The organism is Xanthomonas sp. WHRI 1810A (assembly GCF_040202885.1).
Taxonomy (GTDB): domain Bacteria; phylum Pseudomonadota; class Gammaproteobacteria; order Pseudomonadales; family Pseudomonadaceae; genus Aquipseudomonas.
Genome location: NZ_JBEGED010000008.1, coordinates 124,021 through 149,667, shown reverse-complemented (window position 1 = coordinate 149,667; position 25,647 = coordinate 124,021). Strand labels below are relative to the sequence as shown.

Here is a 25,647-nt window from a genome sequence, read left to right as displayed (position 1 = left end):
ATAGGAAACTCCCTGTTTCAGGTTAAGACACATACGCGTAATACGTCAGAAGACGACGCCGGACACCAGCGCAATGTTGGTGTAGGGCTGGCATTCCCCGGTACGCACGATGGCGCGTGCGCTGCGGCTGAGGGCTTTCAATTGATCGTGACTGAGCAGGCGCCGCTGGCCCAGGCTGCCGCTGGCCTCGAGTTCATTGACGGTGGCGAGCGCAGGCGGCCGCTTGTCCAGCATCTCTTCGGCCAGCACGTGGCTTTCCACCTGCATTTCCGTGAGCACGGTGTTGAGCACGCTGACGAAGTCCGGGACGCCGTGGGTGAGCGCCAGATCGATCAGTTCCACACCGGGCGGCACAGGCATGCCGGCATCCACGATCATCAGCACATCGCCATGCCCCAGAGACGCCACCACTCTGGACAGCGCGATATTGAGTAAGGGTGTCTTTTTCATGGTTTGAACGCCTGCACGTCGCTGACGGTGGGGATGGAGGGTTGAGCGCCCGAGCGGGTGACCGACAGCGCTGCGGCAGTTTGCCCGTACCTGATGGCATCGGATTCGCTTTTGCCCTCGGCCAGTGCCGCAGCGAAGCCGCCGACGAAGGTGTCGCCCGCTGCCGTGGTGTCGATCGCCTGAACCTTCGGCGCCGGAAAATGCTGTGAGCGCGCACTGGACACGAACAGCGATCCCTGGGCACCCAGCGTGACGATGACTTTGGACGCGCCCCAAGCCAGCAAAGCATCGGCAGCCGCCTGCGCACTGGCCACCGAGTCCACGGGCAAGCCGGTCAGCAGGGTCGCCTCACTTTCGTTGGGGATCAGGTAATCGATCAAGGGGTACCAGTCAGCGGGCAACGGCGCGCTGGCGGGGGCAGGATTCAGAATGACAGTCTTGCCCAGCTCATGGCCGCGCTTGAGCACGTGTCCCACGGTGTCCATCGGGATTTCCAGCTGGCAGATGATGACGTCAGCCTGACTGAGCAGGTCATCGAAGCGGTCGACGACGGTCGACGTCACATGGCCGTTACCGCCGGCCACGATCACGATGGCGTTCTGACTGTTGTCATCAACCACGATCAGCGCCACACCGGTGGATTCACCGCCGATAGGGGTGACTGCATCGCAGCCGATGCCTTCGGCAAGCAGCGCGGTGCGCAATTGCGCGCCATAGGCATCGTCGCCGACACACCCGATCATGGCCACCTGGGCACCCAGTCGCGCGGCAGCCACCGCCTGATTGGCGCCCTTCCCGCCCGGCACGGTCACGAACGAATGGCCCGCCAGGGTCTCGCCGCCCCGTGGCAAACGCGGCGCGCGAGTGACCAGGTCCATGTTGAGGCTGCCGACTATCACTACTTTTGCGTGCATGCGATTCACTCTTTAATCCGAAAGCGGTTCAGCGAAATTCATTGAAGGCATTGGTGGGCGGTGCGGTGGACTCACGCAACACGATGCTCGGCGCGACGATCAACTGTTCAATGGGCGAGGCACCCGGAGACGCGATTCGGCGCAACAGCATCTGTGCGGCACGCTCGCCCAGTTGCAGGATCGATTGGCCGACCGTTGTCAGCGCCGGATACACATAGCGGCTCATCTGGATGTCATCGAAGCCGATCACCGACAAGGCCGAAGGGACCGCAATATGGCGCTCGGCGGCGGCTCGCAAGACGCCGAAGCCCACCATGTCGTTGGCGGCGAAGATCGCGGTCGGCCGATCACGTTCCAGCAGCGCCACTGCTGCGTTGTATCCGCTGGGGCTGGTGAAATCACTTTCGACCACCCATGAATCGGGCACCGGGATGCCCGCTTGCTGCATGGCGCGTTGATACCCTGCCAGCCGCATGCGCGCCACACTGGTCTCGGCCGGGCCGCAGATGCAGGCGATGTGCCGATGGCCCAGTTCCAGCAAATGCGAGGTCGCCAGGTACGCCCCCAGCTCGTGATCGATGCGCACCAGGTCAGCCGAAATGTGCTCCAGGTCCCGGTCGACGATGACCATCGGCGTGCGCACCCCCGCCAGCCCGTCGACCATGCCGTTGTCGCCGCCCACGGATGACACGATCAAACCGTCCACGCGCTTTTCCAGCAGGACCCGCAGGTAGCTGCGCTGCTTGTCCGAGTTGTCATCGGAGTTGCAGAGGATCACGCAAAAGCCGTTGCGCTCGCAGTAGTCCTCGATCCCTCGGGCCAGTTCGGCGAAGTACGGGTTGATGCCGTTGGGAATCAACAGGCCGATGGTGGCTGTGGCCTTGGCTTTCAGCGAGCGGGCGACCGCACTGGGTACGTAGTCGAGCTGGGCGATGGCCGCTTCGACCTTGACCCGCACCTCTTCGCTCACCGGCCGGGTTCTGTTCATCACGTGGGACACCGTGGTGTAGGAAATCCCGGCCAGCGCCGCCACATCTTTGATCGTGGCCATGTCAGCCGCGCCGTTTCGCGCGATGGCTGCGGTAAGTGTCGAGCACCACTGCCACGACGATCACGGCGCCGGTGATGATGCGCTTGGTCGGCTCGGTGGCGCCGATCTGGGCAAGCCCGGCCGCCAGCACTGAAATGATCAACACGCCGAAAAAGGTGCTGATCACCGAACCGCGTCCGCCCATCAGGCTGGTGCCGCCGATCACCACCGCTGCAATGACCTGCAGCTCCAGGCCGGAACCTGCGTTCGGGTCTGCCGCTTCCAGACGGGAAATCTGAAACAGCGCCGCGACACCGGCCAGCAAGCCCATCAGCGAGAACACCAGGATCTTGTAGGGCTTCGGATTGATCCCGGCCAGACGCACGGCTTCTTCGTTTGTGCCGATCCCGATCAGGTAGCGACCAAACACCGTGCGCGTCAGCACGGCCTGAGCGACGAAGATCACAATCAAAGCAATCACGAACGACGGCGAGATGCCGAAGGCGAAGGGGTTCGAGAGCCAGGCGTAGGAATCGCCGATGTACGCGGTGCGTGAATCGGTCATCTGATACGCGACCCCACGGGCCATTTCCAGCACGCCGAGGGAGACGATAAACGACGGAATCCGCCAGGCCACCGTGATGGAACCGGTGATCGTGCCGGCAACGGTTGCGCAGGCCATTCCCAGCAACGCCGAGGGCAACACGCCCCAGCCCCAGCCGAGCATCGCGACGCTGACCGCCGAGGCCGCCAACGCCAGCACCGAGCCCACCGACAGGTCGATGCCGCCGATGATCAGGATGAAGGTCATGCCCACTGCCAGCACCATCAGATCCGGGATCTGGTTGGCCAGTGTGCTGAAGGTTTCGTAGGACAGGAAATGATCGCTGAGCAGCGAGAACAGCACGATCATCGCCAGCAATGCGCCCGCCAGCCCCAGATAGGTGCCAAGGCCAAAGTAGTTACCGCTGCGTTTGCCGGGGGAAGGAAGCGCTGCGCTGTGAGTCGGGGTTTTCATCAGTCAATCCTGGGCGCGGCGTCGGAGAGCAGCGCATCACGTTTTTGGTAGCCGGCAAACGCGGCAGCGAGCAGTTCGTCCTGGGTCCAGCTGTCGCGTTCGAAGGTGTCGATCAAGCGTCCGGCAGACAGCACGCCGATCCGGTCGCAGATCAGCATCAACTCCCGCAGGTCGCTGGACACCACCACCAACGCCCTGCCCTGGCGCGTCAGGTCGCCCAGCAACGTATAGATGTCGAATTTGGCACCGACGTCGATGCCTCGGGTGGGCTCGTCGAACAGCATCACTTGGCAATCGCGCTCCAGCCAGCGGCCAATCACCACTTTCTGCTGATTGCCGCCGGACAATTCGGACACCAGTTGGGTCGGGCTAGAGCTGCGGATGCGCATGGCATCGACCTGACGCCGGGCCAGCTTCATCTCGGCAGCGCCGTCGACCACCCCGGCTTTGGAAATCGCCTCCATGTTGCCCAGCGCGATGTTGGCGCTGATCGATTGCGAGAGCAGCAAGCCCTCACCCTTGCGGTCTTCGGTGATCAACGCGATGCCATGCCCCACCGCGTCCACCGGAGATCGCACGCTGACCTTGCGCAACGGGCTGCCCACTTCGATGGTGCCGCTGTCAGCGATATCCGCGCCATAGATCAGGCGCATCAACTCCGTGCGGCCGGCGCCGATCAAACCGGAAATGCCGAAGATCTCCCCGGCGCGCACGTCAAAAGACACGTCGAGGACCTTGTCGGAACGGCTCAGGCCCTTCACCGACAACGCGACCGGGCCTATCTTTCGTTCGCCCAGATCGATTTTTTCTCCCAGTTCGCGGCCGACCATCAGGGTCACCAGCTGCTCGCTGTTGTAGTTCGCCATCGCGTCGACGCACACCAGCTTGCCGTCGCGCAGCACGGCAATGCGCTGGGCCACGCGGGCCAGCTCTTCGAGGCGATGGGAGATGTAAATGATCGACACGCCGCGCGCCTGCAGACGGGTGATCTGCTCGAACAGCATCTCGACTTCCCGGGCGGTCAGCATCGCTGTCGGCTCGTCGAGGATCAGCACATGGCAGTCGCCGATCAGGTTGCGCGCAATCTCCACCATCTGTTGATGACCGATGCCCAGCTCGCTGACCAGGGTGTCCGGGTCGATGGCGTCCAGACCGACTTGCGCCATGGCGCTGATCGCGTCCTCACGCAGGCGCTTGCGGTTGATCCAGCCGCCACGGCTGGGAAGGTTGTCCAGGAACAGGTTTTCCGCCACCGACAGGGTCGGCAACAGATTGAGTTCCTGCATGACCATGCGCACGCCGAGCTTTTCAGCCTGGGTGCGGCTGGCCGGTTGATAGGGTTGTCCCTGGAACTGCATCTGCCCGGTGGTGGCCGTGACCAGCCCGCCAATGATCTTGGACAAGGTGCTTTTGCCCGCGCCGTTTTCTCCGGTCAGGGCCAACACTTCGCCACGCATCAGCGTCAGGTCGATGTCGCCGAGGACAGGTTGGGCGTAGGTTTTGCCGATACCGCTGACAGATAGAACAGCGGCCTGAGCAGACGCTGACATAACGCTCTCCACGCCCCCACCTTCGTCAAGCGAAGGCGAGGGCTATTTCAGGTGTGTGAGACGGAACTGGGCTTTATTGCGGCTTGGTGACCAGCTCTACGGGGGTCTCGATCACACCGTCCTTGATGTCGAGTTTTTCGCCTTTGATCATCTTCAGCGCAGTGTCGATACCGAACACGGCCTGACGCGCGGCAAACTGGTCAGCTGTGGCGAGGACGCGACCGTCTTTGAGCATGGGCTTGATGGCGTTGATGTTGTCGTAGCCGACCACTTGCACTTTGCCCGCCTTGCCTGCGGCACGAACCGCCGACACCGCACCCAGCGCCATGCTGTCGTTACCGGCCAGCAAGGCCTTCAGGTTCGGGTATTCGTTGAGCATGGCCGAGGCGACGGCGTTGCCCTTGTCGATTTCCCAGTTACCCGATTGCGTGGAGACGATCTTCATCTGCGCGCCATCCATTGCGTCCTTGAAACCGGCCGTACGCTGCTGCGCGTTGGTGGTGGTCGGTACGCCTTCGATGATGCCGACCTGGTCGCCCGCCGTCAGTTGTTTGGCCAGGTAGTCGCCCACCAGCTTGGCGCCTTTGCGGTTGTTCGGGCCTACGAACGGCACGTCCATGCTTTTGCTCTTGAGCACGTCGACGTCGAGTTGATTGTCGATGTTCACGACCTTGATGCCCGCGTCCATCGCCTTCTTGAGCACCGAAGCCAGGGCCTTGGAATCAGCCGGTGCGATGACCAGCGCATCGACTTTCTTGACGATCATCTGGTTGACGATGTCGATCTGCGCGGCGGTGTCGGATTCGTTCTTGATGCCGTTGGAAATCAGGTCGAAATCGGCGGCGTGTTCTTTCTGGTAGACCTTGGCGCCATCTTCCATAGTCAGGAAGAATTCGTTCGCCAGGGACTTCATGACCAGCGCAACGGTGGGCTTTTTGGCGTCATCGGCGAAGGCAGAAGAAACAGGGAGGGAGACAGCAGTGGCTGTGAGCATGGCAACAGCAAGAAGGCGTGCAGCGAAGGGCAGCTTCATGGGGGGTTACTCCGACATTATGATTATTTTATCGGCACCGCTGGCGCATCGAGAGTAAACGGCATTCGAGGCGCAAACGTTTGCGTGATGGGGACTATGAGAATCCCCAGCAGATTTGTCAACCGTCAGAATAGAAGCTTTTTTTGACTGGCGAGTCATTGCGCGAGGGTGTCGAGGGATACATGTGGGCCAGTCACACCAGAGTGCACGAAGACCGAGTGCGAAAAAGGGCTGGCACCTTGCGGAGCCAGCCCTGTCTTTCAATCCTCTTCCTTGACCGTCGCCACATCATCGGCGCGGACTTTGACGGTTCGGCCCGAGATGTCCTCGAATTCATAGAACCCGTCTTTGGTCTTGGTCTTCGGCGCGTCCTTGGTGACGTACTGCGTACCGTTTTGCAGGGTAACGACGGTGGCTGTGGAGCAACCCGCCAGCATCGCAGACATGGCGAACGCAATGGGCAACGCTAACTGTTTGATATTCATGAAGACTCCTGCGTTATATAAGGTGCGAACTGATTCGCCGATACGCCATCAGATCGACGCAATGGAAATTGGTTCGCCGGTCCGGCCTCTCGGACAACGCTGGGGCCGCGCTTTGTCCTACAGAGGTGTTGCGAAACGTCCCGCACTCAAATACTGTATGCATGTACAGCAAAAACAAGGGATCCTTTTCGTGTCAAAAAACAACGCCCCCGCTGCTCCCGGCCCGTACGAGCGACTGGCCATCCGCATCCAGAAAATCATCAATTCGACCAATGCCCAGAAATCCAAGGCTGCGCTGATCTTCCGCCTGCCAGACGAATCCGAGGATGACTGGAACCAGCTGCTGGGGGAAATCGCCGAGAACGATAACGTCACCCTCGCCTACCGGGATGACGGCGGTATCCAGGTGTTCTGGACGGTGCCGAAGGAAGACTGACGCCATGATATCCAGGCTTATAACCCTGCTGGGCACCTGCGTCCTGCTGACAGGGCCGATGGCCGCGCACGCCGAAGCGCCTCGCACCTTCAGTGAAGCAAAGAAGATTGCCTGGGGCCTGTATGCCCCGCAATCCACCGAGTTCTACTGCGGTTGCAAGTACAGCGGCAACAAGGTCGATCTGGCCGCCTGCGGTTACGTGCCACGCAAAAATGCCACGCGGGCCAGACGCATCGAGTGGGAGCACATTGTGCCGGCCTGGCAGATCGGTCATCTGCGCCAGTGCTGGCAGAACGGTGGACGCAAGAACTGCACGCGCAACGATCAGATCTACAAGCTGGCCGAAGCCGACCTGCACAACCTGGTGCCGAGCATCGGCGAAGTGAACGGCGACCGGAACAACTTCAGTTTTGGCTGGCTTCCCGTGCACGCAGGTCAATACGGGTCATGCCTGACGCAGGTGGACTTCAAGGCGAAGAAGGTCATGCCCCGGCCATCAATTCGCGGAATGATTGCCCGCACCTATTTCTACATGAGCAAGCACTACAACCTGCGGCTCTCTCGCCAGGACACGCAGCTTTATCAGGCCTGGAACAAGACCTATCCGGTGGAAAGCTGGGAGCGTCAGCGCAATCAGCGTGTGGCGTGCGTGATGGGACACGGGAATGATTTTGTCGGTCCCGTGAATTTGAAAGCCTGCGGCTGAACCCTTCAAATGCGGGTCAACATGCTCTATTCGCAGGTTCTGGACGCATCTTGCATTCGAACAGATATGGCACAAAGCCGCTTATCGGCGTGACGCTCAAATGCTGGAGAGATCGTGTAATTTTTCGTGTACCAAGCCTATTGAAAACCACATTTGGGTTTCGATGCGTTGGCGCAAGTCTGTACTCAACATCTCACAGGCGGGGGACGACAATGAATGATTACAAGGATTTTGAAATTCATTACCAGTTGCGCGGGGAGCCTCGACACTTTAGCCATCAGACCCAAAGCCTGAGTGAAAGCGAAGCGTTGTATTTCGCTACCCTTCACGCCGGCGTGGCGCAGATGGACGGTGGTGTGTGCGCACGCCCGGTCAGGCTGGCGATTATTCAGGCCGAGCGGCTGGGCATCACCAAGGTTCGCTGGAAACGCACCTGAGTTCAGGGAAATTCCAAACAAATGCCCAATCAGGTGGTCCCAATTTACATGCAGCGCTCATGACACCAGCAAAGCGAGGTAAATATGACCATCGATAACGCATTGAAAAACGAAGTCCTCACCCGTCTGCTCCACGCTCACCCAGCCGGCCTCGGCAAGGAGGTGCTGGATAATTACCGGGGTGAACACGCGGTGGCGGATACGCTGGAACACTTGCAGGAACACGGTTTGATTCACGACGGTAGCGTGGACACCGCCAGCAAGGGAGAGCGGTCCCTGCATTACCCGATCAAGTTGAGTTCGGCAGGCGTAGTGGCTGCCAAGAGCGTCGATCAGTGACCTGAACACGCACATAAAAAACCCGGCTTCGGCCGGGTTTTTTATTGCAGCGCTGAGCCGCGGAATCTGGTGTTCTCCCCAAGCGCTGCGCGTCTGATCATCCATGAGCCGGTCAGGCAACAGCACTACAGGGGAACGGGAAGCAGACTACAACTCAAGTCGGATAATCGTCACCCCTGCAATTGTGACTTTATTAGTCTGCGACGGTTGAAAACGACTCAACCGCCGGGTAATGACCGGTACCATCGGGCCACGGCGTCAGCAATTCGAAGCCTGTCTCGGTCACGGCCACCATGTGTTCCCACTGCGCCGACAACGACAGGTCGCGGGTCAATACCGTCCAGCCGTCATCCAGCATATGCGTGCCAGGTTTACCGGCGTTGATCATGGGCTCGATGGTAAAGACCATGCCCGGCTTGAGCCGCATGCCCTTCCCCGCCGCGCCGTAATGCAGCACCTGTGGGTCTTCGTGGTACTTGCGCCCGATGCCGTGACCGCAATATTCACGCACCACGCTGAAGCCTTCACGATGGGCCACCGTCTGAATGGCGTGACCGATATCCCCGAGGGTCGCGCCGGGCTTGACGGCATGGATGCCGGCCAGCGTCGCTTCATACGTGGTGTCCACCAGAAGCCTGGCCTGAGGGCTGACGTCACCCACCAGGTACATGCGACTGGTATCGCCGTGCCAGCCGTCCTTGATCACCGCTACATCGATGTTGACGATGTCACCGTCCTTGAGGATGTCGTCCGGCGAGGGAATCCCGTGGCACACCACGCTGTTGGGCGAAATGCACGTGGTCTTGGTAAAGCCGTGGTAGCCCACGTTGGCCGGAATGACTTTCAGCTCATTGACGATGTAGTCGTTGCACAGGTCGTCCAGTGCTTCGGTGCTGACACCGGCCTTGACGTGCGGCGCAATCATCGCCAACACATCTGCGGCCAACCGGCCTGCTACCCGCAGCCCGACCAGGTCGGCTTCGCTTTTGATACTGACGTTCATCGGGCCACCGCGCTGGCTTGAAGAGTCGAGGGGGTAATGTCGCAGGGCTGCGCGCTCAGCACCGTTGCGCCTGAGGCTTCGGCGCGGATGAGCAATTGGCAGATCTCGCTGTAATTGAATGTGGGGTGCAGTTCGGCCAGCATGCCGATGCGCATCCAGTGCTCGGCCTGCGCATTGATCGAGCGGCTGAGCGCAGCGCTGACCGAGCGGATATTGGCGTGCATCTGTTCTGAAATCTTGACCAGTCCCATGGATCACCTCGTGTGGAATATACGAAGCATAAACAGTTCATATATTCGCCACAACCCGGTGTACGGGCGAGACCAGGGTCAGCTGAGTGATTCGATGTGGGTGTTGCATTCCGACAATGACGTTGCGAGCTGTGAGATCGCTTCCTGATCGTTCTCATTCATCACTCGGTAATGCGAGATGATACGTCGCTCGGCATCGCTCAATGACTCAGTGGCCATGGGCATACGCTTGCCGGAGAGGATATACAGGACATCAATGCCCTTTTTATTCAAAGCGGCGAGGTAATCGGACCGGGGGATACGATCACCGCTTTCATACTTCCCCTGAGCGTTGGCTTCAACCCCGCCAATCGAACCAAACTCGTGCTGTGACAGGCCCAAGCGCTTTCGCACTTCTTTTAACCGCGAGCCAAAATCTTTCATAAACAGAAGCCCCCAACCTTGACTATCGTTTACTGCTGACCCCACTGACGTTCTGGAGTTGCGACGTGATGCCGCCAGTCCGGCTCAGCGGCCTATCGGTTCAAGCGCGGCGCACACCGGTCGATAGACTTGGGGATGGTTGTCATGTCCCGGTGGCAACCCGATACGTGCAGTTCGGAGAGCCCATCGTGATGACCTATTTACTGGCGTGGTGCGCGGTGTCAGTGATTGGCACCTGGATTGCGTTGGCGCTGATAAAAACCGGGAAACGCCGTGAACCCGAGGCGGACCGGATTCAGATGGCAGCCCGCGAGATACACTCAACTGCGGCGACTCATCTGGAACGCTGACCCTGGGCCCCCGGTAAACCGAGCGGAATCACTCGGTGTGCGTCTGAGTAGCGGCTGACGGGTTCAACTCGCTGTCGATCGCGGCAAGGGATGCCTGGTAGTGGCGAACGCCGGATGCCAGCGCAAGAAAGTCTTCGCGCTGCATTTCATTGCCCCATACCGAGCTGAAGGTCTGCTCTTGCGGATGACGAGCGAATTCAAAGCTATTGTCGATTCGAGCGGTTTGCATGGTCAACTCCGTTTCATTGAACACTGGTTAAACATACAGTATTTGGATCGCTGACCAAACGCAAGCGCCGTTCTGACGAGCGGTGGCATCGCGCTACCCCTTCAGGCCTCGCTCAAGTGCCTGAGACGCTCAAGATCCGCAGCTGCCAACGCAATGCCATCGGCCATCGATTTTTCCCGCTGTGCATAGCGCCGATCCCCCGGCAAGCGCGCCTGCCCCACACCCTGCATCTGATGCACAAGCACCTCGCTGCGCTGGGCGAAGTCCTGCCCGCGGCCCTTGTCCGGATCGATCACGATGATCAATTGCCCGGTCCAGGGCGTCTGCGCGCCAGGGTGAGCGGACCAGTCGAACTCGAACGAGAAATTCCCGCCGGTCAACGCCGCCGCCAGCAACTCGACCATCATCGACAGCGCCGAACCCTTGTGACCGCCAAACGGCAGCAACGCCCCGCCGTCGAGAATGGCCTTGGGATCACAGGTCGGTGCGCCGTCGCGATCCAGCCCCATGCCGGGGGGCAACAGGCGCCCTTCCCGGGCCGCGATCTGCACGTCACCGTGGGCCATGGCACTGGTGGCCATGTCAAACACGATGGGGTGGCCGCCCGCACGGGGCGCGGCGAACGCAATGGGGTTGGTCCCGAACAACGGTTTCTGCGCACCGTGCGGCACCACACACGTCATGCTGTTGACCACGCTCAATGCCACCAGACCTTGCTCGGCGAACGGTTCGACGTCGGGCCAGAGCGCGGCGAAATGGTGCGAGTTGCGGATGGCCAGAATGGCAATGCCGGCGCTTCTGGCCTTCTCGATCAGCAAGGGTTTGGCCGCCTCCAGCGCCGGTTGCGCAAAACCGCCGCCTGCGTCGACCCGCACGAACGCCGCACCAGCGTCCTCAACGGTGGGGACCACGTCACCCTTTACCCAGCCGGCCGCCAGCGACGACAGGTAACCCTTGATGCGGAAAATCCCGTGACTGTGGGAGCCGTCGCGTTCGGCGCTCGCGCAATTGGCCGCCAGCACCGCTGCGACGTCGGCGGAGGTGCCGTGGCGGACGAAAATCTGCTGCAACAGCGCGGTGAGTTCGTTGAACGAAATCGCCTGCACGGCGGTGGTTTCGTGGGGTGAGGACATCTGAAGCTCCGGTGTGAGAGTGAGAAGCGCAAGCCCGCTAAACCGTGCGGCACCTTGGGATTAGCGGGCACAGGTGGGCGCCGGTCATGCCGGACGGGGTGTCAGAATTTTCTGAAAAAAGAAGCGCTTGTGCCCCGGCGGATAGTCATCGATGTGACCGAACTCGACATACCCGTGGCGACGATAGAACTCCGGCGCCTGGAAATCGAAGGTGTCGAGCCATATCCCGACGCACTGACGCTCGCGGGCCAGGTCTTCGGCGCGCTGCATCAACGTCGTGCCCAGGCCCTGCCCGCGTGCCTGCTCCGGCACCACCAGCAGTTCGATGAACAGCCAGCGATACAGAACCCGCGCGTGCAGGCCGCCGATGATCGCGTTGGTGGCTTCGTCGCGCACGAACAGCGCCAGTTTCTCCGACAGGCCATCGCCCGCCTGCTGCGCGTTATAGACCTTGAGTGGCTCAAGAATGGCAAGCCGGTCTTCTTCAGTGGGATGGGTGTTGAGTTCGATCCGCACGCTCATGCGTCGCTTCCTGCTGACTATGGATGAAAGCAGCAGCCTAGAGGCAATCGAGGGGGTACGTAAAGAATGGTGTCGGCAGGACACCGAGGGCAGAAACAACAACAGCGCAAACCGTTGCGCTGTTGAAGGGGGTCAAGCGAGGGGATGGATCAGTCTTTCTGATCTCGGAGGACATTGCCCGACATTCCGTCGATGCGGAACTCGTAGGTCAGGCTGTCGGCCTTGCGCCCTTCGCCTTCCCAGTAGCCATTGTCATCGGCTTCGATTTTGTAGACTTCGGTGTAACCCGCCGATTTGGCCTTTTCAATGGCCTTCTCGATGGTGATCCAGCCCGGCGCGGGCTTGTCGGCCAAAGCCACCTGGGCAGTGGCCAGGGCGGCGGTGGCGAGGATGGCAGCAGTCAGTTTCTTGATCATGTTTGAACTCCATTTTCCCTATTTGGGCTTTATGACTTGCGGGGGTTTGGAGTTCTCATGAAAAAAAATAGTTCACCCAAGGTCTGTAACCCGGTGCGTCAGCTTCAGTGCTTGACCTTGCGGCGCATGATGCCGTTGACCACCACGACCACCACCGCCACGAAGATAGCGATGTATTGAAAAGTCTTCTCGGTGATCACGCCACTGTTCTGAAGATGCGACAGGCCCAGCATGATTGCCAGCACCGCCAGGGCGATGAGGATCGAATAAATCAAACGCTGCTTGTTGGTCATTTCGGTTTTCCTGAAAACGGGTAGACATCATTCGTGCGGGACAAATGCGCGCTCATGTTACGCCGTAATACGAACACTGGCACCGTCGAGGCGCGGATGCAGCCATTTGCCGCGCTGAATCGGTCACGGCAGCATGGTTTAATGCGCATTGTTTCAACCCTTCATGCCACGTCATCTCAACAAGGAGTTTCCAATGCCCCATGAAGGCAGCCTGTTACAGGCCGCAGTCGTGTTTTTGTGTGCCGCCGTTCTGGCCGTTCCATTGGCCAAGCGGCTGCAATTGGGCGCCGTCATCGGGTATCTGATCGCGGGTGTGATCATCGGGCCGTCGGTTCTCGGCCTGATCGGTAATCCCCAGAGCGTTGCGCACATTTCCGAGCTGGGCGTTGTGCTTCTGCTGTTCATCATCGGCCTTGAGTTGTCCCCCAAACGGCTGTGGGTGATGCGCAAATCAGTGTTTGGCGTCGGCCTGGCCCAAGTGCTGATGACCGGCATGGCGATTGGCGCAGTGGCCTGGTTCGGGTTTGGCCAGCCGCTCAACACCGCCGTGGTCCTGGGCCTGGGCCTGGCGCTGTCGTCTACCGCGTTCGGGCTGCAAAGTCTGGCCGAGCGCAAGGAGCTCAATGCCCCGCATGGGCGTCTGGCGTTTGCCATCCTGCTGTTCCAGGACATCGCGGCCATCCCGCTGATTGCCATGGTGCCGCTGCTGGCGGGCGTCGACCACCTGACCACCGGCGGCGGCCAGTGGCGACATGGCCTTCAAGTCTTGGGCGTGATCGCCATCGTGGTGATTGGCGGGCGCTATTTGCTGCGCCCGGTGTTCCGGATTGTCGCCAAAACCAGGCTTCAGGAAGTCTCCACCGCCACCGCACTGCTGGTGGTGATCGGCACGGCGTGGCTGATGGACCTGGTGGGCGTGTCGATGGCGCTGGGGGCGTTCCTCGCCGGGCTGCTGCTGGCCGACTCCGAATACCGCCACGAGCTGGAATCGCAGATCGAGCCGTTCAAGGGCCTGCTGCTGGGACTGTTTTTCATCAGCGTTGGCATGGGCGCGAACATCGGCTTACTGTTCAGTGCCCCGCTGGCTGTGATCGGTCTGACGCTGCTGCTGATCGCCCTGAAATTGCCGCTGTTGTATTTCGTCGGGCGGCTGGCCGGCGGGCTGGGCAAACAAAGCGCGTTGCGCCTGGGTCTGGTGTTGGCGGCGGGCGGTGAGTTCGCCTTCGTGGTGTTCAAAATCGGACGTGATCAGGGCCTGTTCGAACCGCAGCTGTACGACTTGCTGGTGCTGACGATCACGCTGTCCATGGCGGTGACGCCGCTGTTGTTGCTGGCGATGGCGCGCTGGCTGAAGCCCAAGGCGGTGGTCAAGGAAGTCCCGCAAGAGTACCGCGACATCGAATCCGACAGCCCTCGGGTGGTGATCGCCGGCATGGGCCGCATGGGGCAGATCGTGGCGCGGATTCTGCGGGCGCAGAACATCTCGTTCGTGGCGCTGGACACTTCGGTCGAAACCATCGAGCTCACCCGCAGCTTCGGCGACTTGCCAGTGTTTTACGGGGACCCGCTGCGACCGGAAATCCTGCGCGCCGCCAAGGTCGATCAGGCCGAGTACTTCGTGATTGCCACGGACGATCCGGATGCCAACATCAAGACCGCCGAATTGGTGCGCAAGCTCTATCCGCACATGAAAATCATCGCCCGGGCCCGCAACCGCCAGCACGTGCACAGGCTGATGGACGTGGATGCGCAAGCGGTGCGTGAGACGTTCTATTCCAGCCTTGAGATGACCCGTCGCACGCTGGTGGGCCTGGGGTTGAGCCAGGCCCAGGCCGATGCACGCATCAGCCGTTTCAAGCGCCACGATGAACAGGTGCTCAATGCGCAGCACCTGATTTATGACGACGCGGTCAAGGTCAAACAGACGGCACTCGAAGCGCGCAAAGAACTGGCGGAACTGTTCGAAGCCGACCGTCGGAGTGAGGAAGCGGCTAAAGCGTGAACCCCCGCGTTTCTGTAGGAGCCAACTTGTTGGCGAAAGGTTTGTGCGGTGACTCAGATACACCGCTTCGCGAACAAGTTCGCTCCTACAGGCAAGAGGTTCTGCTCAGCTAGCCCAGCACTTCACTGAGCGGGATGAAGGTCAGCAGATCCCCTTGCACCACGGTGGTGCCTTCGCGCACTTCGATCAGGCCATCGGCCCAGGCTGCGCTGCGCAGGACACCGGAGCTCTGATTGCGATAGGCGACCACGCGCCCCTGCTCCATCCGGCCCCGCAGGTATTCGCGACGAGTACCCGGCTTGTTCCAGACGAACCCCGCCGGCACCTTGAACTGCAGCGGCTGCACCTTTTCCACGCCCAAACGGCGCAACAGATATGGCCGCGCCAGCAACGCGAACGTCACCAGTGTCGAGGCGGGATTTCCCGGCAGGCCGATCACCGGCACGCCGCGAAAATGGCCGAAGGTCAGCGGCTTGCCCGGTTTGATCGCCAGCTTCCACAGCGACAGCTCGCCCTCTTCACGCAAGGCTTTGCCCAGAAAGTCCGCTTCGCCCACCGACACGCCGCCGGTGGACAGAATCAGGTCCACGTCATTGAGCCGACTCAAGGCCGCGCGGGTTTTGTCCATGTCATCAGGAAGAATGCCCGCATCCACCACCTCACAACCCAGGCGCTTGAGCCAACTGCAGAGTAAAACGCGGTTGCTGTTGTAAATCTGGCCCGGTCCGAGGGGCTGACCCGGCTCGATCAGCTCATCGCCCGTGGACAGCACCGCCACCCGAGGGCGGCGCACCACGTCCAGTTGCGCGAGCCCCATCGTCGCCGCCAACCCCATTTCAATCGGGCCCATCACGGTGCCGGCGTCAAGCACGGTATCGCCAACGGTGGTTTCCTGGCCCTTGGGCCGAATGTTCTGCAGCGCCAGCATCGGCTCGGTGAAGCGCACGCGCTCATCAGCCATGACTTCGGCGTTTTCCTGCATTTCAACGCAGTCAGCGCCCTCCGGCACCGGCGCCCCCGTGAAAATCCGTGCGCACGTGCCCGGCTGCAACGGGTCGGGGGCCTGTCCGGCAAAAATGCGTTGGGTCACCACCAGCGGCTCGCCGGTCCAGTCCGCCCTGCGCAGGGCGTAACCGTCCATGGCGCTGTTGGGCCACGGTGGCAGATCGAGGCTGGAAATCAGATCGTCGGCAAGTACCCGGCCCTGCGCATCGGCCAGCAGCACCTGCTCGCGTTCCAGAATCGGGGTCGCCTGGGCCATGGCGATCAACCGCGCCATGGCCTCTTCCACCGGGATCAGCCCCGGCTTTGCAGGTTCGCTCATCGGATCACCCTCGGGTCCCGCAGGGCTCTGCTTGCTTGAGGTGCGGCACGAAGTTGCACGGGCGGAATCGCGAATCCAGCTGCTGCGCGAGAATGCCGTCCCAACCGGTGCGCACGGCGTTGGTCGAACCGGGCAGGCAGCAGACCAGGGTCCCATTGGCCAGGCCAGCCAGCGCGCGGGACTGGATGGTGGAGGTGCCGATGTCCGGCACGGAAATCTGGCGGAACAGCTCGCCAAAACCATCCACTTCTTTGTCCAGCAGGCAAGCGACGGCTTCAGGGGTACTGTCGCGCCCGGTGAAGCCGGTGCCGCCGGTAATCAGCACGACCTGCACCTCATCGTCGGCAATCCAGGTGGCGACCTGAGCGCGGATTTTGTAGAGGTCATCCTTGAGCAGCACGCGCTCGATCAGGCCGTGGCCGGCTTCGGTCAAGCGGTCGACAAACATCTGCCCGGAGGTATCGGTTTCACGTGTGCGGGTGTCGCTGACCGTCAAAACGGCAATGTTCAGGGGTACGAAAGGTGTGTCTGCCTTGGCTTTCATCGGCGAGGTCCGGTTGTAGGGGAAACAGGCGGGTGTTATATCACAGCACTTCTTTTCACTGCGCTGATCGAGTCCGCCATGCCTGACACCCCTTTTCTTGCGCCCTGCTCCGTTGTGTTATTGGCCGGCGGCCAAGGCCAACGCATGGGCGGGCAGGATAAAGGCCTGATCCAATGGCGCGGCGAACCGCTGATTGCGGCGATCCACCGAGTCGTTCGGCCACTGACGGACGACCTGATCATTTCGTGCAATCGAAACCCGGACCGCTATGGCGAGTACGCCGATCGGCTGGTGCATGACGACCAGCCGGATTTCCCCGGCCCGTTTGCCGGTATTCGTGCAGGGCTGGCCGTGGCGCGCCATGGTTCGGTATTGATCCTGCCGTGCGATGTGCCGCGACTGGACCTTGCGTTGATACACGGTCTGCGCGAAACCGCGCAGGCCCACCCGGACCGGCCGGTGATGGTGCGCCAGGGCGAGCAGTGGGAGCCATTGGTGTGCCTTATCCCGCGTGTTCACGCCGTCGCGTTCGAACAGGACTGGCAGGACGGACAGCGCAGCCCGCGCAAGACCCTGTTGCGCCTCGGCGCTGTGGCGTGGCAATGCGACGCCGACGACCCGCGGCTGGCCAACCTGAACACACCGGATCTGTTGACCCGGATCAACGACTGAAGGGGCCAGGCAGATTTCATGGAACTTAGCCGGGCGCACCCGCGTCAGAACCCTCACTAAACAAAGAATCCACCTCGGAGACACAGTAATGAACCCACGGACTATTCCCGCAGCCTTTTTGCTCGCAGTGAGCCTTGCCACCCTCGCCGGTTGCTCGTCGCCCACTGTGATCACTTTGAATGACGGCCGTGAAATCCAGGCGACCGACACCCCGAAGTTTGACGAAGAATCAGGTTTCTACGAGTTCAAGCAATTGGACGGCAAAGAAACCCGCGTCAACAAAGACCAGGTGCGTACCGTCAAGGACCTGTAAGTCTTGAGGTAGCAAAAAAAGCCCGCATTCGTGCGGGTTTTTTTATGCCGCAACTGTTGCCCCTGTAGGAGCCAACTTGTTGGCGAAGCGCTCGGGTGGCAGATGAGCTACCAAGAACCTTTTCGCGAATAAATTCGCTCCTACAGAAACACGATTGGCTACCAATCGAGGGTCAACTGGCTTTTGAACGAGCGCGGTTCACCGGTCAGTGGGTCGTTGAAGCTCAACGCTTGCGCCAGCAGCTTGAGCGGTCGATCAAAATCGTCTGCGGCGTCGGGCAGCACGTCCGGGTAAAACGGATCGTTGCAAATCCCCGCCCCCAGAGCCGCCATGTGCACCCGCAACTGGTGCTTCTTGCCGGTGATCGGGTACAGCGCGTAACGCCATAACGGGCCGTTGCGTTCGATCACTTCGATGCGTGTCTCGGTGTTGCTGTCGCCCGGCCCTTCCTGCATCCGGAAAAAGGGGCTGCCTTCCACCAGACGGGTCTTGTGCACCCTGGGGAACTCCAGGCCCGGCAGCGCAGGCGCAATCGCTTCATAGCGTTTGTCGATCTGGCGCGTTGGAAATAACGCTTGATACGCAGATCGGGTCTGCTTGTTCGCCGAAAACAGCACCAGGCCTGCGGTGTGCCGATCAATTCGGTGCAGCGGCACTAGATCCGGGTTATCCAGACGACGTATCAAGCGCCTGAGCAGGGTTTGCTCGACATACTCGCCTGCCGGCGTGACGGGCAAAAAGTGCGGCTTGTCGGCAACCACCAGATGCGCGTCGGCATACAGGATCGTTTCCAGCACCGGGATGGGCACCTCGTTGGGGACTTCCCGAAAATAATGGATGCGCAGCCCTTCCTTGTACGCCAGGTCAACGGCAATCGGTCTGCCCTCGCCGTCCAGCACCCGTCCTCGAGCGACACGGTCCAGCCACTGCTCACGGCTGATGGCGCTGAAGTGCTCGCACAGGCAATCGAGCACGGTCGGCCATGCACCGGGCGGCAGGTACAGCGTGCTGGCTTGCAGGTGGGCGGCGGTGAAAGCGGATTCAGACATGCGAAGCTCAGGATTGGTGGCAGCCATGGCGGCGAGGCGCGCATTATCACCCAGCCGTTTACCACTGCGCGAGCACGCTGCGGCGTTTCACCGGCAGGGCTCTATTTCAAGGGTTCCAAATGCCTGCGACGACATGCCGCAGGTTTAAAACCTCTAAGTTGTCTGACAACTACATGAATACGCTGGAAAGCCGCCCCTGATTTGTTCTAAAATGTTTCGAAATCGGTAAGCAGGCGCCAGACCGAACGCAAACGACCACGTCGTGATGTTGTTCGAACGCGCCGCAAGACCTGACTACATAAAAAGAAAGCCCGTCATTGACGGGCTTTTTTCGTTTTCAGCATCTGTTCAGTGCGCCGTGCCTGGACGCCGAGCCTTTAGCCGTCGGCACTGGAGACTCACGCATCACCGAGCTGCCACTGCCCACGCCAGATTTTCTCTTACGCACTTTTGAGGTTATCCCCATGCTGGTTCAACTGTTTCAATGGATCAAACGCCTTTCCACGGGCACCGCGTCGCAGAGCGACGAAAACTATTCCGAAACCTTTTCCGGTGAACACAGCGACATCGGTCGCTGGACGTTCTTGTCGGTAGCCATCGTTTTCACCCTCAGCCTGTACGTCGTGGCCGGCCTGGGTTACTACGCCAAGGTTCACGTCTGGGACGGCATGACCGAACAGCAGAAAGAAGCGGTCTCCCAGGCGATGGTCGTCAATACGCAATACCTGTAACGCCTGTGCACTGAAGTCGCTGACCTGTCGCCGACCGGTTCAGCGCAAGAATTCAACCACCTGCCCGGCGTCGAATGGCCAGTCCAGTTCGGCGCCGGTGTCGGTGCGCCGCAACACCGGAATACGCAGCCCGTATTGCTCGGTCATCGTCACGCTTTCACCGATGTCCACCAGCTCGACCATCAGCCCGTGCTCCACCAAGGGCATCAATTCGGCTTCCGCCACTTCGCACAAATGACAGCCCAGGGTGCCGAACAGTTGGCATTCAGGTGGCATGATTGCGCCCTCTGATCAAGATGATGGATCGCCAGTTTAGGCCCGGCCGCACACAGCGTCGAGCCGGTACGCTGTCGTCTGTCCTTAGCCCTCGATCCTTGTTTCGCTTACCGGCGCGCCTGACATTGGAGCGCCCTCTGCCCTCGCGCACCGATTCAAAGCACATGGCGAATCCTCAGCCGTTTGCTCACCGATACAGCAATTGGAAGGAACCTTCAGTAATCAGCCATACTCGAAAACCCATATTGCCACCTCAACGGAGAAAACCATGGCCCTTCAAACTGCAGAGAAAGCCCAAGACATCCTGATGGCGGATTTCCAGACCCTGGTAGCCGACACCGAGAAGCTGCTGGCACATACCGCGACACTGGCTGGCGATCAGGCCGACGAGCTGCGCGGACAGATTCAGGAAAGTCTGTTGCGTGCCCGGGAAACCCTGAAGTTGACGGAAGAGGCGCTGCGCGAGCGTGGCAAGGCTGCAGTGATCGCCACTGAAGATTACGTCCAAACCAATCCATGGCAGTCCGTCGGCATCGCCGCCGGTGCCGGGTTCCTGCTGGGTCTGTTGGCCACAAGGCGCTAAAAGCTATGACTTTGGGAACGGAATCCGGTCCTTCTTCGACCGATAACACCTCATCTCCTCGTCGACTCGGCGCAGCTTTTCTGGGTTTGCTGCATACCCACGTGGAGCTGTTCGGCATCGAACTTCAGGAACAGAAAGCACGCACCGTCAGCCTGCTGCTGTTCGCAGGCCTGGCCTTGGTGTTTGCCTTGCTGCTGCTGATCGGTCTGTCGGCACTGTTCCTGATCCTGGTCTGGGACAGCTACCGCCTGATGGGCATTGTCGCTTTGTGTGGCTTTTACACGCTGGCGGCCCTGTTCTGTGCGATGAGACTGAAATCAGCCATTTTCGATGAGTCTTCGCCCTTCCACTCCACGCTGGAAGAATTGGCCAATGACCGTGAGCGATTGATGCCATGAGCCGTCCTGAAATGCCTCATTCCAACAATCGTCGTGAACTGCGCAAGGCATTGATCCGTCTGCGCATGGAAATGCATCGGCAGGAAATCCGTCACGAGTCCGGGCAGCTGATGCGTCCCTTGCATCGCATGCGCGGGATGACCCAGGACTGGCAAGGCACTTTGGGCATTAAACATGCGCCGTTGTGGGGTGTCGGGCTCGTGTCATTTCTGGGATTTTTGACCGGCAAAGGCACGCGCAGCAAACGCACCGGAACAGTCGGTCGCCTGGTCAAGCTCAGCGCAACGCTGTTGCCTCTGGTCAAGCTGGCGATCCAGGGGAGCAATCGCCGCCGCTGAACTGGCCATTTGGCTACGTTCTTGCAACCACATCCGTCCAATCCTTTCCCCCGTTGGTTCGCCCCCGGGGGAAAGGTGCGTGCTCGCTGAAAATAACCTTAATGCATCACTGAGGAGGCCCCGTGATCGATGGGCAACCGCTAGCCTGTTTTCAGCCGTTCATCGACACCGCCACCGGTCGCATCGCAGGGATTGAAGCCCTGGGCCGTGTTCGCCTGGAAAACGGCCGGCTGCAATCGGTCGGCCCGCTGTTCGCCGACCCGAAAACGCCAGGCACCGCCCTGCGCCGGATGGACCGTTTGATCCGTGACAATGCCCTCAGCCGTCTGAACGAAGCCCCGGATGACTGGTTCCTGAGTCTGAACATCTCCCCGCGCTGGATCAGCCGTCTGCGCGCCGGCCAACCGCTGCCGAGCCTGCAGCAAATGCAGCAACACGGCATTGCGCCGGAGCGTATCGTGTTCGAGATCACTGAGCTGGGCGGCGATACCCAGCGCCTGAGTGAGGTCGTGGCGCGCTACCGTGAAGCCGGTGCGCGTATCGCCATTGACGACTTCGGCGCCGGCTACTCGCAACTGGACCGGGTGCTGGCACTGCAACCGGACATTCTCAAGCTCGACATGCGCCTGTTTCAGGCCGCTGCGCGGGGCGGTCCGAGCAGCGACGTGGTCAGGGCGCTGGCGCAGATGGCCGAAAAAACCGGCTGCTGGATCATCGCCGAAGGCGTGGAAACCGAGGCCGAGTTGCACTTCGCGCTGGAGTGCGGCTCGCGCTACGTGCAGGGCTTTCTGTTTGCCCAGGGCGAACTGGATTTCTTCGCCACCGATGCCTTCGTGGACCGCTTCGCGGCCTTGCGCGACCGCTACGTGCTGCAGAAAGTCAGCGAGCGGGAGCGGCTGATGAGTCTGCGCCGGCAACTGACGCACCTGATGACCCTGCTTCAGGACTGGGCACAGGCCCGCAGGCCGCTGAGTGAGCTGCCGACGCTGCACAGCTTTCCCTGGCTGCTGCGGTTCTATCAGTGTGACCGCCATGGCACGCAACTGACCCCCAATCTGGAATGGCGCAACGGGGCGTGGCAGTCCGACGCGCGCTATCTGGGGCATAACTGGTCCTGGCGTCCGTACTTCTATCACTTGCTGGCGGAAGGCTGGCATGAACGCCGCCTGACCCTGTCCACCACCTACCGCGACGCCACCAGCAACCAGTATTGCCTTACCGCCGGGCAGTTTTTCGACAACGGCGAGCGCCTGCTGCTGATCGATGTCGACGCGGCGGGATTTTGAGCCGATTGAGCTTGCAGCCCGAGAAGTGAACCCCGAAGCTAGACCCGTAATCACCCGATGGAGTACACGCTTTGGATTGGCAAACCCTGCTTACCCGCGAGCGACTCGGCAAGACCCTGCACAGCCCGGAAGAACTGGGGCGCAGTCCGTTTCACAAAGACCATGACCGGATCATCTTCTCGGGCGCGTTTCGCCGCCTGGGGCGCAAGACCCAGGTCCACCCGGTCACCAGCAACGATCACATTCATACGCGCCTGACCCATTCGCTGGAAGTCAGCTGCGTCGGCCGCTCGCTGGGTATGCGCGTGGGTGAAACCCTGCGCGACGCCCTGCCCGAATGGTGCGCACCGAGCGACCTGGGCATGGTGGTGCAATCGGCCTGCCTGGCCCACGACATCGGCAACCCGCCGTTCGGCCATTCCGGCGAAGACGCCATCCGCAACTGGTTCAAGCAGGCGGCGGGCCGTGGCTGGCTGGACGGCATGAGCGAGGTCGAACGCAACGACTTCCTCAATTTCGAAGGCAATGCCCAGGGTTTTCGCGTGCTCACCCAGCTTGAGTACCACCAGTTCGAAGGCGGCACGCGCCTGACCTACGCGACGCTGGGTACTTATCTGAAATACCCGTGGACGGCTCGCCACGCGGACTCCCTGGGCTACAAAAAGCACAAGTTCGGTTGTTATCAGAGCGAATTGCCGATCCTTGAACAGATCGCCGGCAAACTCGGACTGCCGCAACTGGAAGATCAGCGCTGGGCTCGCCATCCGTTGGTGTACCTGATGGAAGCGGCGGACGACATCTGCTATGCCCTGATCGATCTGGAAGACGGTCTGGAGATGGACCTGCTCGATTACGCCGAAGTCGAGGCCTTGCTCCTTGGCCTGGTGGGCGACGACCTGCCCGAGACCTACCGCCAGCTCGGCGCGGATGACTCACGTCGGCGCAAGCTGGCGATCCTGCGCGGCAAGGCCATCGAGCACCTGACCAACGCGGCCGCCAGGGCCTTCGTCGAGCAACAGGACGCGTTGCTGGCGGGCACGTTGCAGGGTGATCTGGTGGAGCACATGCACGGCCCGGCCAAGCGTTGCGTCCTGAATGCCAAGGACATGGCGCGCAAGAAAATCTTTCAGGACAAACGCAAGACGCTGCACGAGATCGGCGCCTACACCACCCTCGAAATCTTGCTCAACGCGTTCTGCGGTGCGGCGCTGGAACAGTTCGGCGGCCACACGCTGTCATTCAAGAGCCAGCGCATCCTCGATCTGCTGGGCAACAACGCGCCGAACCCGAGTTGGCCGCTGCACACGTCATTTTTGCGGGTGATCGACTTCATCGCAGGCATGACAGACAGCTACGCCAGCGAGATGGCCAGGGAAATGACAGGCCACACCAGTCCGGTATAAACACCAGATTCCCGGTTAGAAACGGCCCGAATCGCATCGTGATATCGGGCCGTGCCTTCGTCCAGATAAGAAAAGGCGCAAAGAGCCTCGGACGCTTCCTACACAATCTTCGGAATACCCCTATCGCGGCAGCACCGGGTCTACCGAATACTCCGCCAGCCTTGTGCGCCGACACCCCTCGGTCGTGCAACGTCCACCCACATCTCTGGCGGCCCGTTGGCCCTCACCCACTTCGGTTGAAACGACGCCCGATACCGAGCCAGTCTCACCTGCGTAGATCGCTTTCCCGGAAACCTCGATGCTCAAAGAAAACGTTCGAATCCTGCTGGTGGAAGACCACCCCTTCCAACTGATCGCCACACAAGTCCTGCTGAACAATCACGGGTTCTATCGGCTGACACCGGCCCTGACCGCCAGTGAGGCAATGCTCGCCCTTGAGCGCAGCGCCACGCCTTACGACCTGCTGCTGTGCGACCAGGGTTTGCCGGATGTCTGCGGGCTGGACCTGATCGAACAGGCCAGTCGCCGGGGTCTGATTCATCAGGCCGTGGTATTCAGCGGGCTGGCCCAATCTCGGCTCGACGACCTTCAGTCGCAAGCCGCTGAAAGAGGGCTTCCCTTACTGGGCTGCCTGAGCAAACCGCTGTTCGCCCCCGACCTGGCACGCCTGCTCGGACACCTCGGCACTGAAGAAGGCGGCCCAGCCGACCAACCGACGCCGTGATGCGCGTTCAGGGTGTCTGCCACCGGGATCGCCAATCGCCTGCCCCCTCTGTTTGAATACCTGCAGCCTGCTCGTTTATCGGCACAGTCTGAATATCAACCGTAGTCTCATGCCGATTGAGACGTAGGATAATTCCATATCGAAATAACCACACCCGTGGGTAATAACCGTTTTGCTGAAGAAAGTGCGGTGGCGCGTTTAAAGTTTCCCGGTTCACGTGGGCATTAACGTACGTCGATACGCTTATTTTTGTAGGAAACTTCCTATATCTCCCCAGAAGCACAGTCTGTTCATGTGACTGCTGGAACAACTGAGATAAGGTGCCCGCTTTCTACGCTGCATGTATGGATTGAATTATGAACTCAGTTTTTATCATCGACGATCATCCGGTAATTCGGATGGCCATTCGAATGTTGCTTGAAAATGAAAATTACAAAGTCATTGGCGAAACGGATAACGGCGTGGACGCAATGCAAATGGTCCGGGAATGCATGCCCGACCTGATCATCCTCGACATCAGCATTCCCAAGCTGGACGGCCTGGAAGTGCTGGCCCGCTTCAACGCCATGAATCTGCCGTCCAAAATTCTGGTCCTCACCGAACAAACCCCCAATCTCTTCGCCATCCGCTGCATGCAATCGGGTGCGGCAGGTTATGTCTGCAAACAGGAAGACCTCAGCGAGTTGCTCAGTTCGGTCAAAGCGGTATTATCCGGCTACAATTATTTCCCAAGCCAGGCATTGACCACCCCCGCGGGCGAAGACGGTCAACCGAGCGAAATTGAATTATTCAAACTGGTCAATGATCGCGAATTGATGGTACTGCAACTATTCGCCCAAGGCCGTACCAATAAAGAAATCGCCAAGGGAATGTTTCTCAGTAACAAAACAGTCAGCACCTACAAAACACGTTTAATGCAAAAACTGAGAGCCAGGACACTGGTAGAACTTATCGAGATGGCGAAACGCAATTCGTTAGTGTGAGAA

34 protein-coding genes are annotated in these 25,647 nt (G+C 60.3%); 15 read left to right on the top strand and 19 right to left on the bottom strand.

Annotated features, from left to right (window positions below):
* Positions 1–45: 45 nt before the first annotated feature.
* The 7 genes from rbsD to ABQX22_RS13960 form a co-directional block, all read right to left on the bottom strand.
* The gene (gene rbsD / locus ABQX22_RS13990) at positions 46–450 is read right to left on the bottom strand and encodes a D-ribose pyranase (protein ID WP_349800452.1); all 405 of its coding nucleotides are present in this window, start codon (positions 448–450) and stop codon (positions 46–48) included.
* Positions 447–1,364, bottom strand: coding sequence for a ribokinase (gene rbsK / locus ABQX22_RS13985; RefSeq protein ID WP_349800451.1), 918 nt, complete (start codon positions 1,362–1,364; stop codon positions 447–449). Before rbsK ends, rbsD begins: the two co-directional genes overlap by 4 nt.
* 28 nt (positions 1,365–1,392) lie before the next feature.
* The gene (locus ABQX22_RS13980) at positions 1,393–2,415 is read right to left on the bottom strand and encodes a LacI family DNA-binding transcriptional regulator (RefSeq protein ID WP_349800450.1); all 1,023 of its coding nucleotides are present in this window, start codon (positions 2,413–2,415) and stop codon (positions 1,393–1,395) included.
* Between the two features lies 1 nt (position 2,416).
* Positions 2,417–3,412, bottom strand: a complete 996-nt coding sequence (locus ABQX22_RS13975) for an ABC transporter permease (RefSeq protein ID WP_349800449.1) — start codon at positions 3,410–3,412, stop codon at positions 2,417–2,419.
* Positions 3,412–4,962 (bottom strand): sugar ABC transporter ATP-binding protein, encoded by a 1,551-nt coding sequence (locus tag ABQX22_RS13970; RefSeq protein ID WP_349800448.1) that lies wholly within the window; start codon positions 4,960–4,962, stop codon positions 3,412–3,414. The genes ABQX22_RS13975 and ABQX22_RS13970 overlap by 1 nt, the downstream gene beginning before the upstream one ends.
* A 73-nt stretch (positions 4,963–5,035) precedes the next feature.
* Complete coding sequence (locus ABQX22_RS13965) at positions 5,036–5,995, bottom strand: sugar ABC transporter substrate-binding protein (protein WP_349800447.1); 960 nt, start codon at positions 5,993–5,995, stop codon at positions 5,036–5,038.
* Positions 5,996–6,255: 260 nt separating this feature from the next.
* Positions 6,256–6,480, bottom strand: coding sequence for a YgdI/YgdR family lipoprotein (locus ABQX22_RS13960; protein ID WP_349800446.1), 225 nt, complete (start codon positions 6,478–6,480; stop codon positions 6,256–6,258).
* Between the two features lie 190 nt (positions 6,481–6,670).
* Between ABQX22_RS13960 and ABQX22_RS13955 the strand changes: the two genes are divergently transcribed.
* The 4 genes from ABQX22_RS13955 to ABQX22_RS13940 all read left to right on the top strand — a co-directional run bounded on the left by ABQX22_RS13955 (position 6,671) and on the right by ABQX22_RS13940 (position 8,398).
* A complete protein-coding gene (locus ABQX22_RS13955) occupies positions 6,671–6,916 on the top strand; it encodes a DUF1654 domain-containing protein (RefSeq protein WP_349800445.1) in 246 nt (81 codons plus the stop codon).
* A 4-nt stretch (positions 6,917–6,920) separates the two neighbouring features.
* Positions 6,921–7,622 carry an endonuclease I family protein gene (locus tag ABQX22_RS13950; RefSeq protein WP_349800444.1) on the top strand — a complete coding sequence of 234 codons (702 nt, stop codon included), beginning with the start codon at positions 6,921–6,923 and terminating at the stop codon, positions 7,620–7,622.
* 212 nt (positions 7,623–7,834) lie between these two features.
* The gene (locus ABQX22_RS13945) at positions 7,835–8,059 is read left to right on the top strand and encodes a DUF6555 family protein (protein WP_349800443.1); all 225 of its coding nucleotides are present in this window, start codon (positions 7,835–7,837) and stop codon (positions 8,057–8,059) included.
* Between the two features lie 84 nt (positions 8,060–8,143).
* Positions 8,144–8,398: a hypothetical protein gene (locus ABQX22_RS13940; RefSeq protein WP_349800442.1), complete on the top strand. Its 255-nt coding sequence runs from the start codon at positions 8,144–8,146 to the stop codon at positions 8,396–8,398.
* 193 nt (positions 8,399–8,591) lie between these two features.
* Here ABQX22_RS13940 and map read toward each other — a convergent pair whose 3' ends face one another.
* The 8 genes from map to ABQX22_RS13900 all read right to left on the bottom strand — a co-directional run bounded on the left by map (position 8,592) and on the right by ABQX22_RS13900 (position 13,018).
* Positions 8,592–9,401, bottom strand: a complete 810-nt coding sequence (map, locus tag ABQX22_RS13935; RefSeq protein ID WP_349800441.1) for a type I methionyl aminopeptidase — start codon at positions 9,399–9,401, stop codon at positions 8,592–8,594.
* Positions 9,398–9,652, bottom strand: coding sequence for a ParD-like family protein (locus ABQX22_RS13930; RefSeq protein WP_349800440.1), 255 nt, complete (start codon positions 9,650–9,652; stop codon positions 9,398–9,400). Before ABQX22_RS13930 ends, map begins: the two co-directional genes overlap by 4 nt.
* 78 nt (positions 9,653–9,730) lie before the next feature.
* Positions 9,731–10,075, bottom strand: a complete 345-nt coding sequence (locus tag ABQX22_RS13925; RefSeq protein ID WP_349800439.1) for a helix-turn-helix domain-containing protein — start codon at positions 10,073–10,075, stop codon at positions 9,731–9,733.
* Positions 10,076–10,453: 378 nt separating this feature from the next.
* Complete coding sequence (locus tag ABQX22_RS13920; RefSeq protein ID WP_349800437.1) at positions 10,454–10,654, bottom strand: hypothetical protein; 201 nt, start codon at positions 10,652–10,654, stop codon at positions 10,454–10,456.
* A 101-nt stretch (positions 10,655–10,755) separates the two neighbouring features.
* The gene (locus ABQX22_RS13915) at positions 10,756–11,787 is read right to left on the bottom strand and encodes an Ldh family oxidoreductase (RefSeq protein WP_349800435.1); all 1,032 of its coding nucleotides are present in this window, start codon (positions 11,785–11,787) and stop codon (positions 10,756–10,758) included.
* 84 nt (positions 11,788–11,871) lie between these two features.
* Entirely contained in the window at positions 11,872–12,309 is a 438-nt protein-coding gene (locus ABQX22_RS13910) for a GNAT family N-acetyltransferase (RefSeq protein WP_349800433.1), read from the bottom strand.
* A gap of 149 nt (positions 12,310–12,458) precedes the next feature.
* Positions 12,459–12,725 (bottom strand): PepSY domain-containing protein, encoded by a 267-nt coding sequence (locus ABQX22_RS13905; RefSeq protein WP_349800431.1) that lies wholly within the window; start codon positions 12,723–12,725, stop codon positions 12,459–12,461.
* A gap of 104 nt (positions 12,726–12,829) precedes the next feature.
* Positions 12,830–13,018 (bottom strand): hypothetical protein, encoded by a 189-nt coding sequence (locus ABQX22_RS13900; protein ID WP_349800429.1) that lies wholly within the window; start codon positions 13,016–13,018, stop codon positions 12,830–12,832.
* Positions 13,019–13,211: 193 nt separating this feature from the next.
* Between ABQX22_RS13900 and ABQX22_RS13895 the strand changes: the two genes are divergently transcribed.
* Complete coding sequence (locus tag ABQX22_RS13895; protein WP_349800427.1) at positions 13,212–15,020, top strand: monovalent cation:proton antiporter-2 (CPA2) family protein; 1,809 nt, start codon at positions 13,212–13,214, stop codon at positions 15,018–15,020.
* Between the two features lie 109 nt (positions 15,021–15,129).
* On the opposite strand, the gene ABQX22_RS13890 is transcribed toward ABQX22_RS13895, so the two are convergent.
* Positions 15,130–16,344: a molybdopterin molybdotransferase MoeA gene (locus ABQX22_RS13890; protein ID WP_349800425.1), complete on the bottom strand. Its 1,215-nt coding sequence runs from the start codon at positions 16,342–16,344 to the stop codon at positions 15,130–15,132.
* Between the two features lie 4 nt (positions 16,345–16,348).
* A complete protein-coding gene (gene moaB / locus ABQX22_RS13885; protein ID WP_349800423.1) occupies positions 16,349–16,888 on the bottom strand; it encodes a molybdenum cofactor biosynthesis protein B in 540 nt (179 codons plus the stop codon).
* A gap of 78 nt (positions 16,889–16,966) precedes the next feature.
* Between moaB and mobA the strand changes: the two genes are divergently transcribed.
* Both mobA and ABQX22_RS13875 read left to right on the top strand, forming a co-directional pair.
* Positions 16,967–17,560 carry a molybdenum cofactor guanylyltransferase MobA gene (mobA, locus tag ABQX22_RS13880; RefSeq protein WP_349800421.1) on the top strand — a complete coding sequence of 198 codons (594 nt, stop codon included), beginning with the start codon at positions 16,967–16,969 and terminating at the stop codon, positions 17,558–17,560.
* An 88-nt stretch (positions 17,561–17,648) separates the two neighbouring features.
* Entirely contained in the window at positions 17,649–17,873 is a 225-nt protein-coding gene (locus ABQX22_RS13875; RefSeq protein WP_349800419.1) for a YgdI/YgdR family lipoprotein, read from the top strand.
* Positions 17,874–18,031: 158 nt separating this feature from the next.
* Here ABQX22_RS13875 and ABQX22_RS13870 read toward each other — a convergent pair whose 3' ends face one another.
* Entirely contained in the window at positions 18,032–18,922 is an 891-nt protein-coding gene (locus ABQX22_RS13870; protein WP_349800417.1) for a pseudouridine synthase, read from the bottom strand.
* A 464-nt stretch (positions 18,923–19,386) separates the two neighbouring features.
* Between ABQX22_RS13870 and ABQX22_RS13865 the strand changes: the two genes are divergently transcribed.
* Positions 19,387–19,653, top strand: a complete 267-nt coding sequence (locus ABQX22_RS13865; RefSeq protein WP_349800416.1) for a hypothetical protein — start codon at positions 19,387–19,389, stop codon at positions 19,651–19,653.
* Between the two features lie 39 nt (positions 19,654–19,692).
* Here the strand turns inward: ABQX22_RS13865 and ABQX22_RS13860 are convergent, their stop codons facing one another.
* Entirely contained in the window at positions 19,693–19,929 is a 237-nt protein-coding gene (locus tag ABQX22_RS13860; protein WP_349800414.1) for a glutaredoxin family protein, read from the bottom strand.
* Between the two features lie 268 nt (positions 19,930–20,197).
* Here ABQX22_RS13860 and ABQX22_RS13855 point away from each other — a divergent pair, with 268 nt between their 5' ends.
* The 7 genes from ABQX22_RS13855 to ABQX22_RS13825 all read left to right on the top strand — a co-directional run bounded on the left by ABQX22_RS13855 (position 20,198) and on the right by ABQX22_RS13825 (position 25,644).
* Positions 20,198–20,512, top strand: coding sequence for a DUF883 family protein (locus tag ABQX22_RS13855; RefSeq protein ID WP_349800410.1), 315 nt, complete (start codon positions 20,198–20,200; stop codon positions 20,510–20,512).
* A 5-nt stretch (positions 20,513–20,517) separates the two neighbouring features.
* Positions 20,518–20,910 carry a phage holin family protein gene (locus ABQX22_RS13850; protein WP_349800408.1) on the top strand — a complete coding sequence of 131 codons (393 nt, stop codon included), beginning with the start codon at positions 20,518–20,520 and terminating at the stop codon, positions 20,908–20,910.
* Complete coding sequence (locus tag ABQX22_RS13845) at positions 20,907–21,248, top strand: hypothetical protein (protein WP_349800406.1); 342 nt, start codon at positions 20,907–20,909, stop codon at positions 21,246–21,248. The genes ABQX22_RS13850 and ABQX22_RS13845 overlap by 4 nt, the downstream gene beginning before the upstream one ends.
* Positions 21,249–21,370: 122 nt before the next feature.
* On the top strand, positions 21,371–22,534 hold the full coding sequence (locus ABQX22_RS13840; protein WP_349800404.1) for an EAL domain-containing protein: 1,164 nt from the start codon (positions 21,371–21,373) through the stop codon (positions 22,532–22,534).
* 71 nt (positions 22,535–22,605) lie between these two features.
* The gene (locus ABQX22_RS13835; protein ID WP_349800402.1) at positions 22,606–23,937 is read left to right on the top strand and encodes a deoxyguanosinetriphosphate triphosphohydrolase; all 1,332 of its coding nucleotides are present in this window, start codon (positions 22,606–22,608) and stop codon (positions 23,935–23,937) included.
* Between the two features lie 298 nt (positions 23,938–24,235).
* Positions 24,236–24,661 carry a response regulator gene (locus tag ABQX22_RS13830; RefSeq protein WP_349800400.1) on the top strand — a complete coding sequence of 142 codons (426 nt, stop codon included), beginning with the start codon at positions 24,236–24,238 and terminating at the stop codon, positions 24,659–24,661.
* A gap of 356 nt (positions 24,662–25,017) precedes the next feature.
* Entirely contained in the window at positions 25,018–25,644 is a 627-nt protein-coding gene (locus tag ABQX22_RS13825) for a response regulator transcription factor (protein ID WP_349800398.1), read from the top strand.
* Positions 25,645–25,647 lie beyond the last annotated feature (3 nt).

What these genes read in the sequence shown, in the direction of transcription:
- rbsD (WP_349800452.1), bottom strand. Translation starts at nt 450, where the DNA reads ATGAAAAAGACACCCTTACTCAATATCGCGCTGTCCAGAGTGGTGGCG.
- rbsK (WP_349800451.1), bottom strand. Translation starts at nt 1,364, where the DNA reads ATGCACGCAAAAGTAGTGATAGTCGGCAGCCTCAACATGGACCTGGTC.
- ABQX22_RS13980 (WP_349800450.1), bottom strand. Translation starts at nt 2,415, where the DNA reads ATGGCCACGATCAAAGATGTGGCGGCGCTGGCCGGGATTTCCTACACC.
- ABQX22_RS13975 (WP_349800449.1), bottom strand. Translation starts at nt 3,412, where the DNA reads ATGAAAACCCCGACTCACAGCGCAGCGCTTCCTTCCCCCGGCAAACGC.
- ABQX22_RS13970 (WP_349800448.1), bottom strand. Translation starts at nt 4,962, where the DNA reads ATGTCAGCGTCTGCTCAGGCCGCTGTTCTATCTGTCAGCGGTATCGGC.
- ABQX22_RS13965 (WP_349800447.1), bottom strand. Translation starts at nt 5,995, where the DNA reads ATGAAGCTGCCCTTCGCTGCACGCCTTCTTGCTGTTGCCATGCTCACA.
- ABQX22_RS13960 (WP_349800446.1), bottom strand. Translation starts at nt 6,480, where the DNA reads ATGAATATCAAACAGTTAGCGTTGCCCATTGCGTTCGCCATGTCTGCG.
- ABQX22_RS13950 (WP_349800444.1), top strand. Translation starts at nt 6,921, where the DNA reads ATGATATCCAGGCTTATAACCCTGCTGGGCACCTGCGTCCTGCTGACA.
- ABQX22_RS13945 (WP_349800443.1), top strand. Translation starts at nt 7,835, where the DNA reads ATGAATGATTACAAGGATTTTGAAATTCATTACCAGTTGCGCGGGGAG.
- ABQX22_RS13940 (WP_349800442.1), top strand. Translation starts at nt 8,144, where the DNA reads ATGACCATCGATAACGCATTGAAAAACGAAGTCCTCACCCGTCTGCTC.
- map (WP_349800441.1), bottom strand. Translation starts at nt 9,401, where the DNA reads ATGAACGTCAGTATCAAAAGCGAAGCCGACCTGGTCGGGCTGCGGGTA.
- ABQX22_RS13930 (WP_349800440.1), bottom strand. Translation starts at nt 9,652, where the DNA reads ATGGGACTGGTCAAGATTTCAGAACAGATGCACGCCAATATCCGCTCG.
- ABQX22_RS13925 (WP_349800439.1), bottom strand. Translation starts at nt 10,075, where the DNA reads ATGAAAGATTTTGGCTCGCGGTTAAAAGAAGTGCGAAAGCGCTTGGGC.
- ABQX22_RS13920 (WP_349800437.1), bottom strand. Translation starts at nt 10,654, where the DNA reads ATGCAAACCGCTCGAATCGACAATAGCTTTGAATTCGCTCGTCATCCG.
- ABQX22_RS13915 (WP_349800435.1), bottom strand. Translation starts at nt 11,787, where the DNA reads ATGTCCTCACCCCACGAAACCACCGCCGTGCAGGCGATTTCGTTCAAC.
- ABQX22_RS13910 (WP_349800433.1), bottom strand. Translation starts at nt 12,309, where the DNA reads ATGAGCGTGCGGATCGAACTCAACACCCATCCCACTGAAGAAGACCGG.
- ABQX22_RS13905 (WP_349800431.1), bottom strand. Translation starts at nt 12,725, where the DNA reads ATGATCAAGAAACTGACTGCTGCCATCCTCGCCACCGCCGCCCTGGCC.
- ABQX22_RS13900 (WP_349800429.1), bottom strand. Translation starts at nt 13,018, where the DNA reads ATGACCAACAAGCAGCGTTTGATTTATTCGATCCTCATCGCCCTGGCG.
- ABQX22_RS13895 (WP_349800427.1), top strand. Translation starts at nt 13,212, where the DNA reads ATGCCCCATGAAGGCAGCCTGTTACAGGCCGCAGTCGTGTTTTTGTGT.
- ABQX22_RS13890 (WP_349800425.1), bottom strand. Translation starts at nt 16,344, where the DNA reads ATGAGCGAACCTGCAAAGCCGGGGCTGATCCCGGTGGAAGAGGCCATG.
- moaB (WP_349800423.1), bottom strand. Translation starts at nt 16,888, where the DNA reads ATGAAAGCCAAGGCAGACACACCTTTCGTACCCCTGAACATTGCCGTT.
- mobA (WP_349800421.1), top strand. Translation starts at nt 16,967, where the DNA reads ATGCCTGACACCCCTTTTCTTGCGCCCTGCTCCGTTGTGTTATTGGCC.
- ABQX22_RS13875 (WP_349800419.1), top strand. Translation starts at nt 17,649, where the DNA reads ATGAACCCACGGACTATTCCCGCAGCCTTTTTGCTCGCAGTGAGCCTT.
- ABQX22_RS13870 (WP_349800417.1), bottom strand. Translation starts at nt 18,922, where the DNA reads ATGTCTGAATCCGCTTTCACCGCCGCCCACCTGCAAGCCAGCACGCTG.
- ABQX22_RS13865 (WP_349800416.1), top strand. Translation starts at nt 19,387, where the DNA reads ATGCTGGTTCAACTGTTTCAATGGATCAAACGCCTTTCCACGGGCACC.
- ABQX22_RS13860 (WP_349800414.1), bottom strand. Translation starts at nt 19,929, where the DNA reads ATGCCACCTGAATGCCAACTGTTCGGCACCCTGGGCTGTCATTTGTGC.
- ABQX22_RS13855 (WP_349800410.1), top strand. Translation starts at nt 20,198, where the DNA reads ATGGCCCTTCAAACTGCAGAGAAAGCCCAAGACATCCTGATGGCGGAT.
- ABQX22_RS13850 (WP_349800408.1), top strand. Translation starts at nt 20,518, where the DNA reads ATGACTTTGGGAACGGAATCCGGTCCTTCTTCGACCGATAACACCTCA.
- ABQX22_RS13845 (WP_349800406.1), top strand. Translation starts at nt 20,907, where the DNA reads ATGAGCCGTCCTGAAATGCCTCATTCCAACAATCGTCGTGAACTGCGC.
- ABQX22_RS13830 (WP_349800400.1), top strand. Translation starts at nt 24,236, where the DNA reads ATGCTCAAAGAAAACGTTCGAATCCTGCTGGTGGAAGACCACCCCTTC.
- ABQX22_RS13825 (WP_349800398.1), top strand. Translation starts at nt 25,018, where the DNA reads ATGAACTCAGTTTTTATCATCGACGATCATCCGGTAATTCGGATGGCC.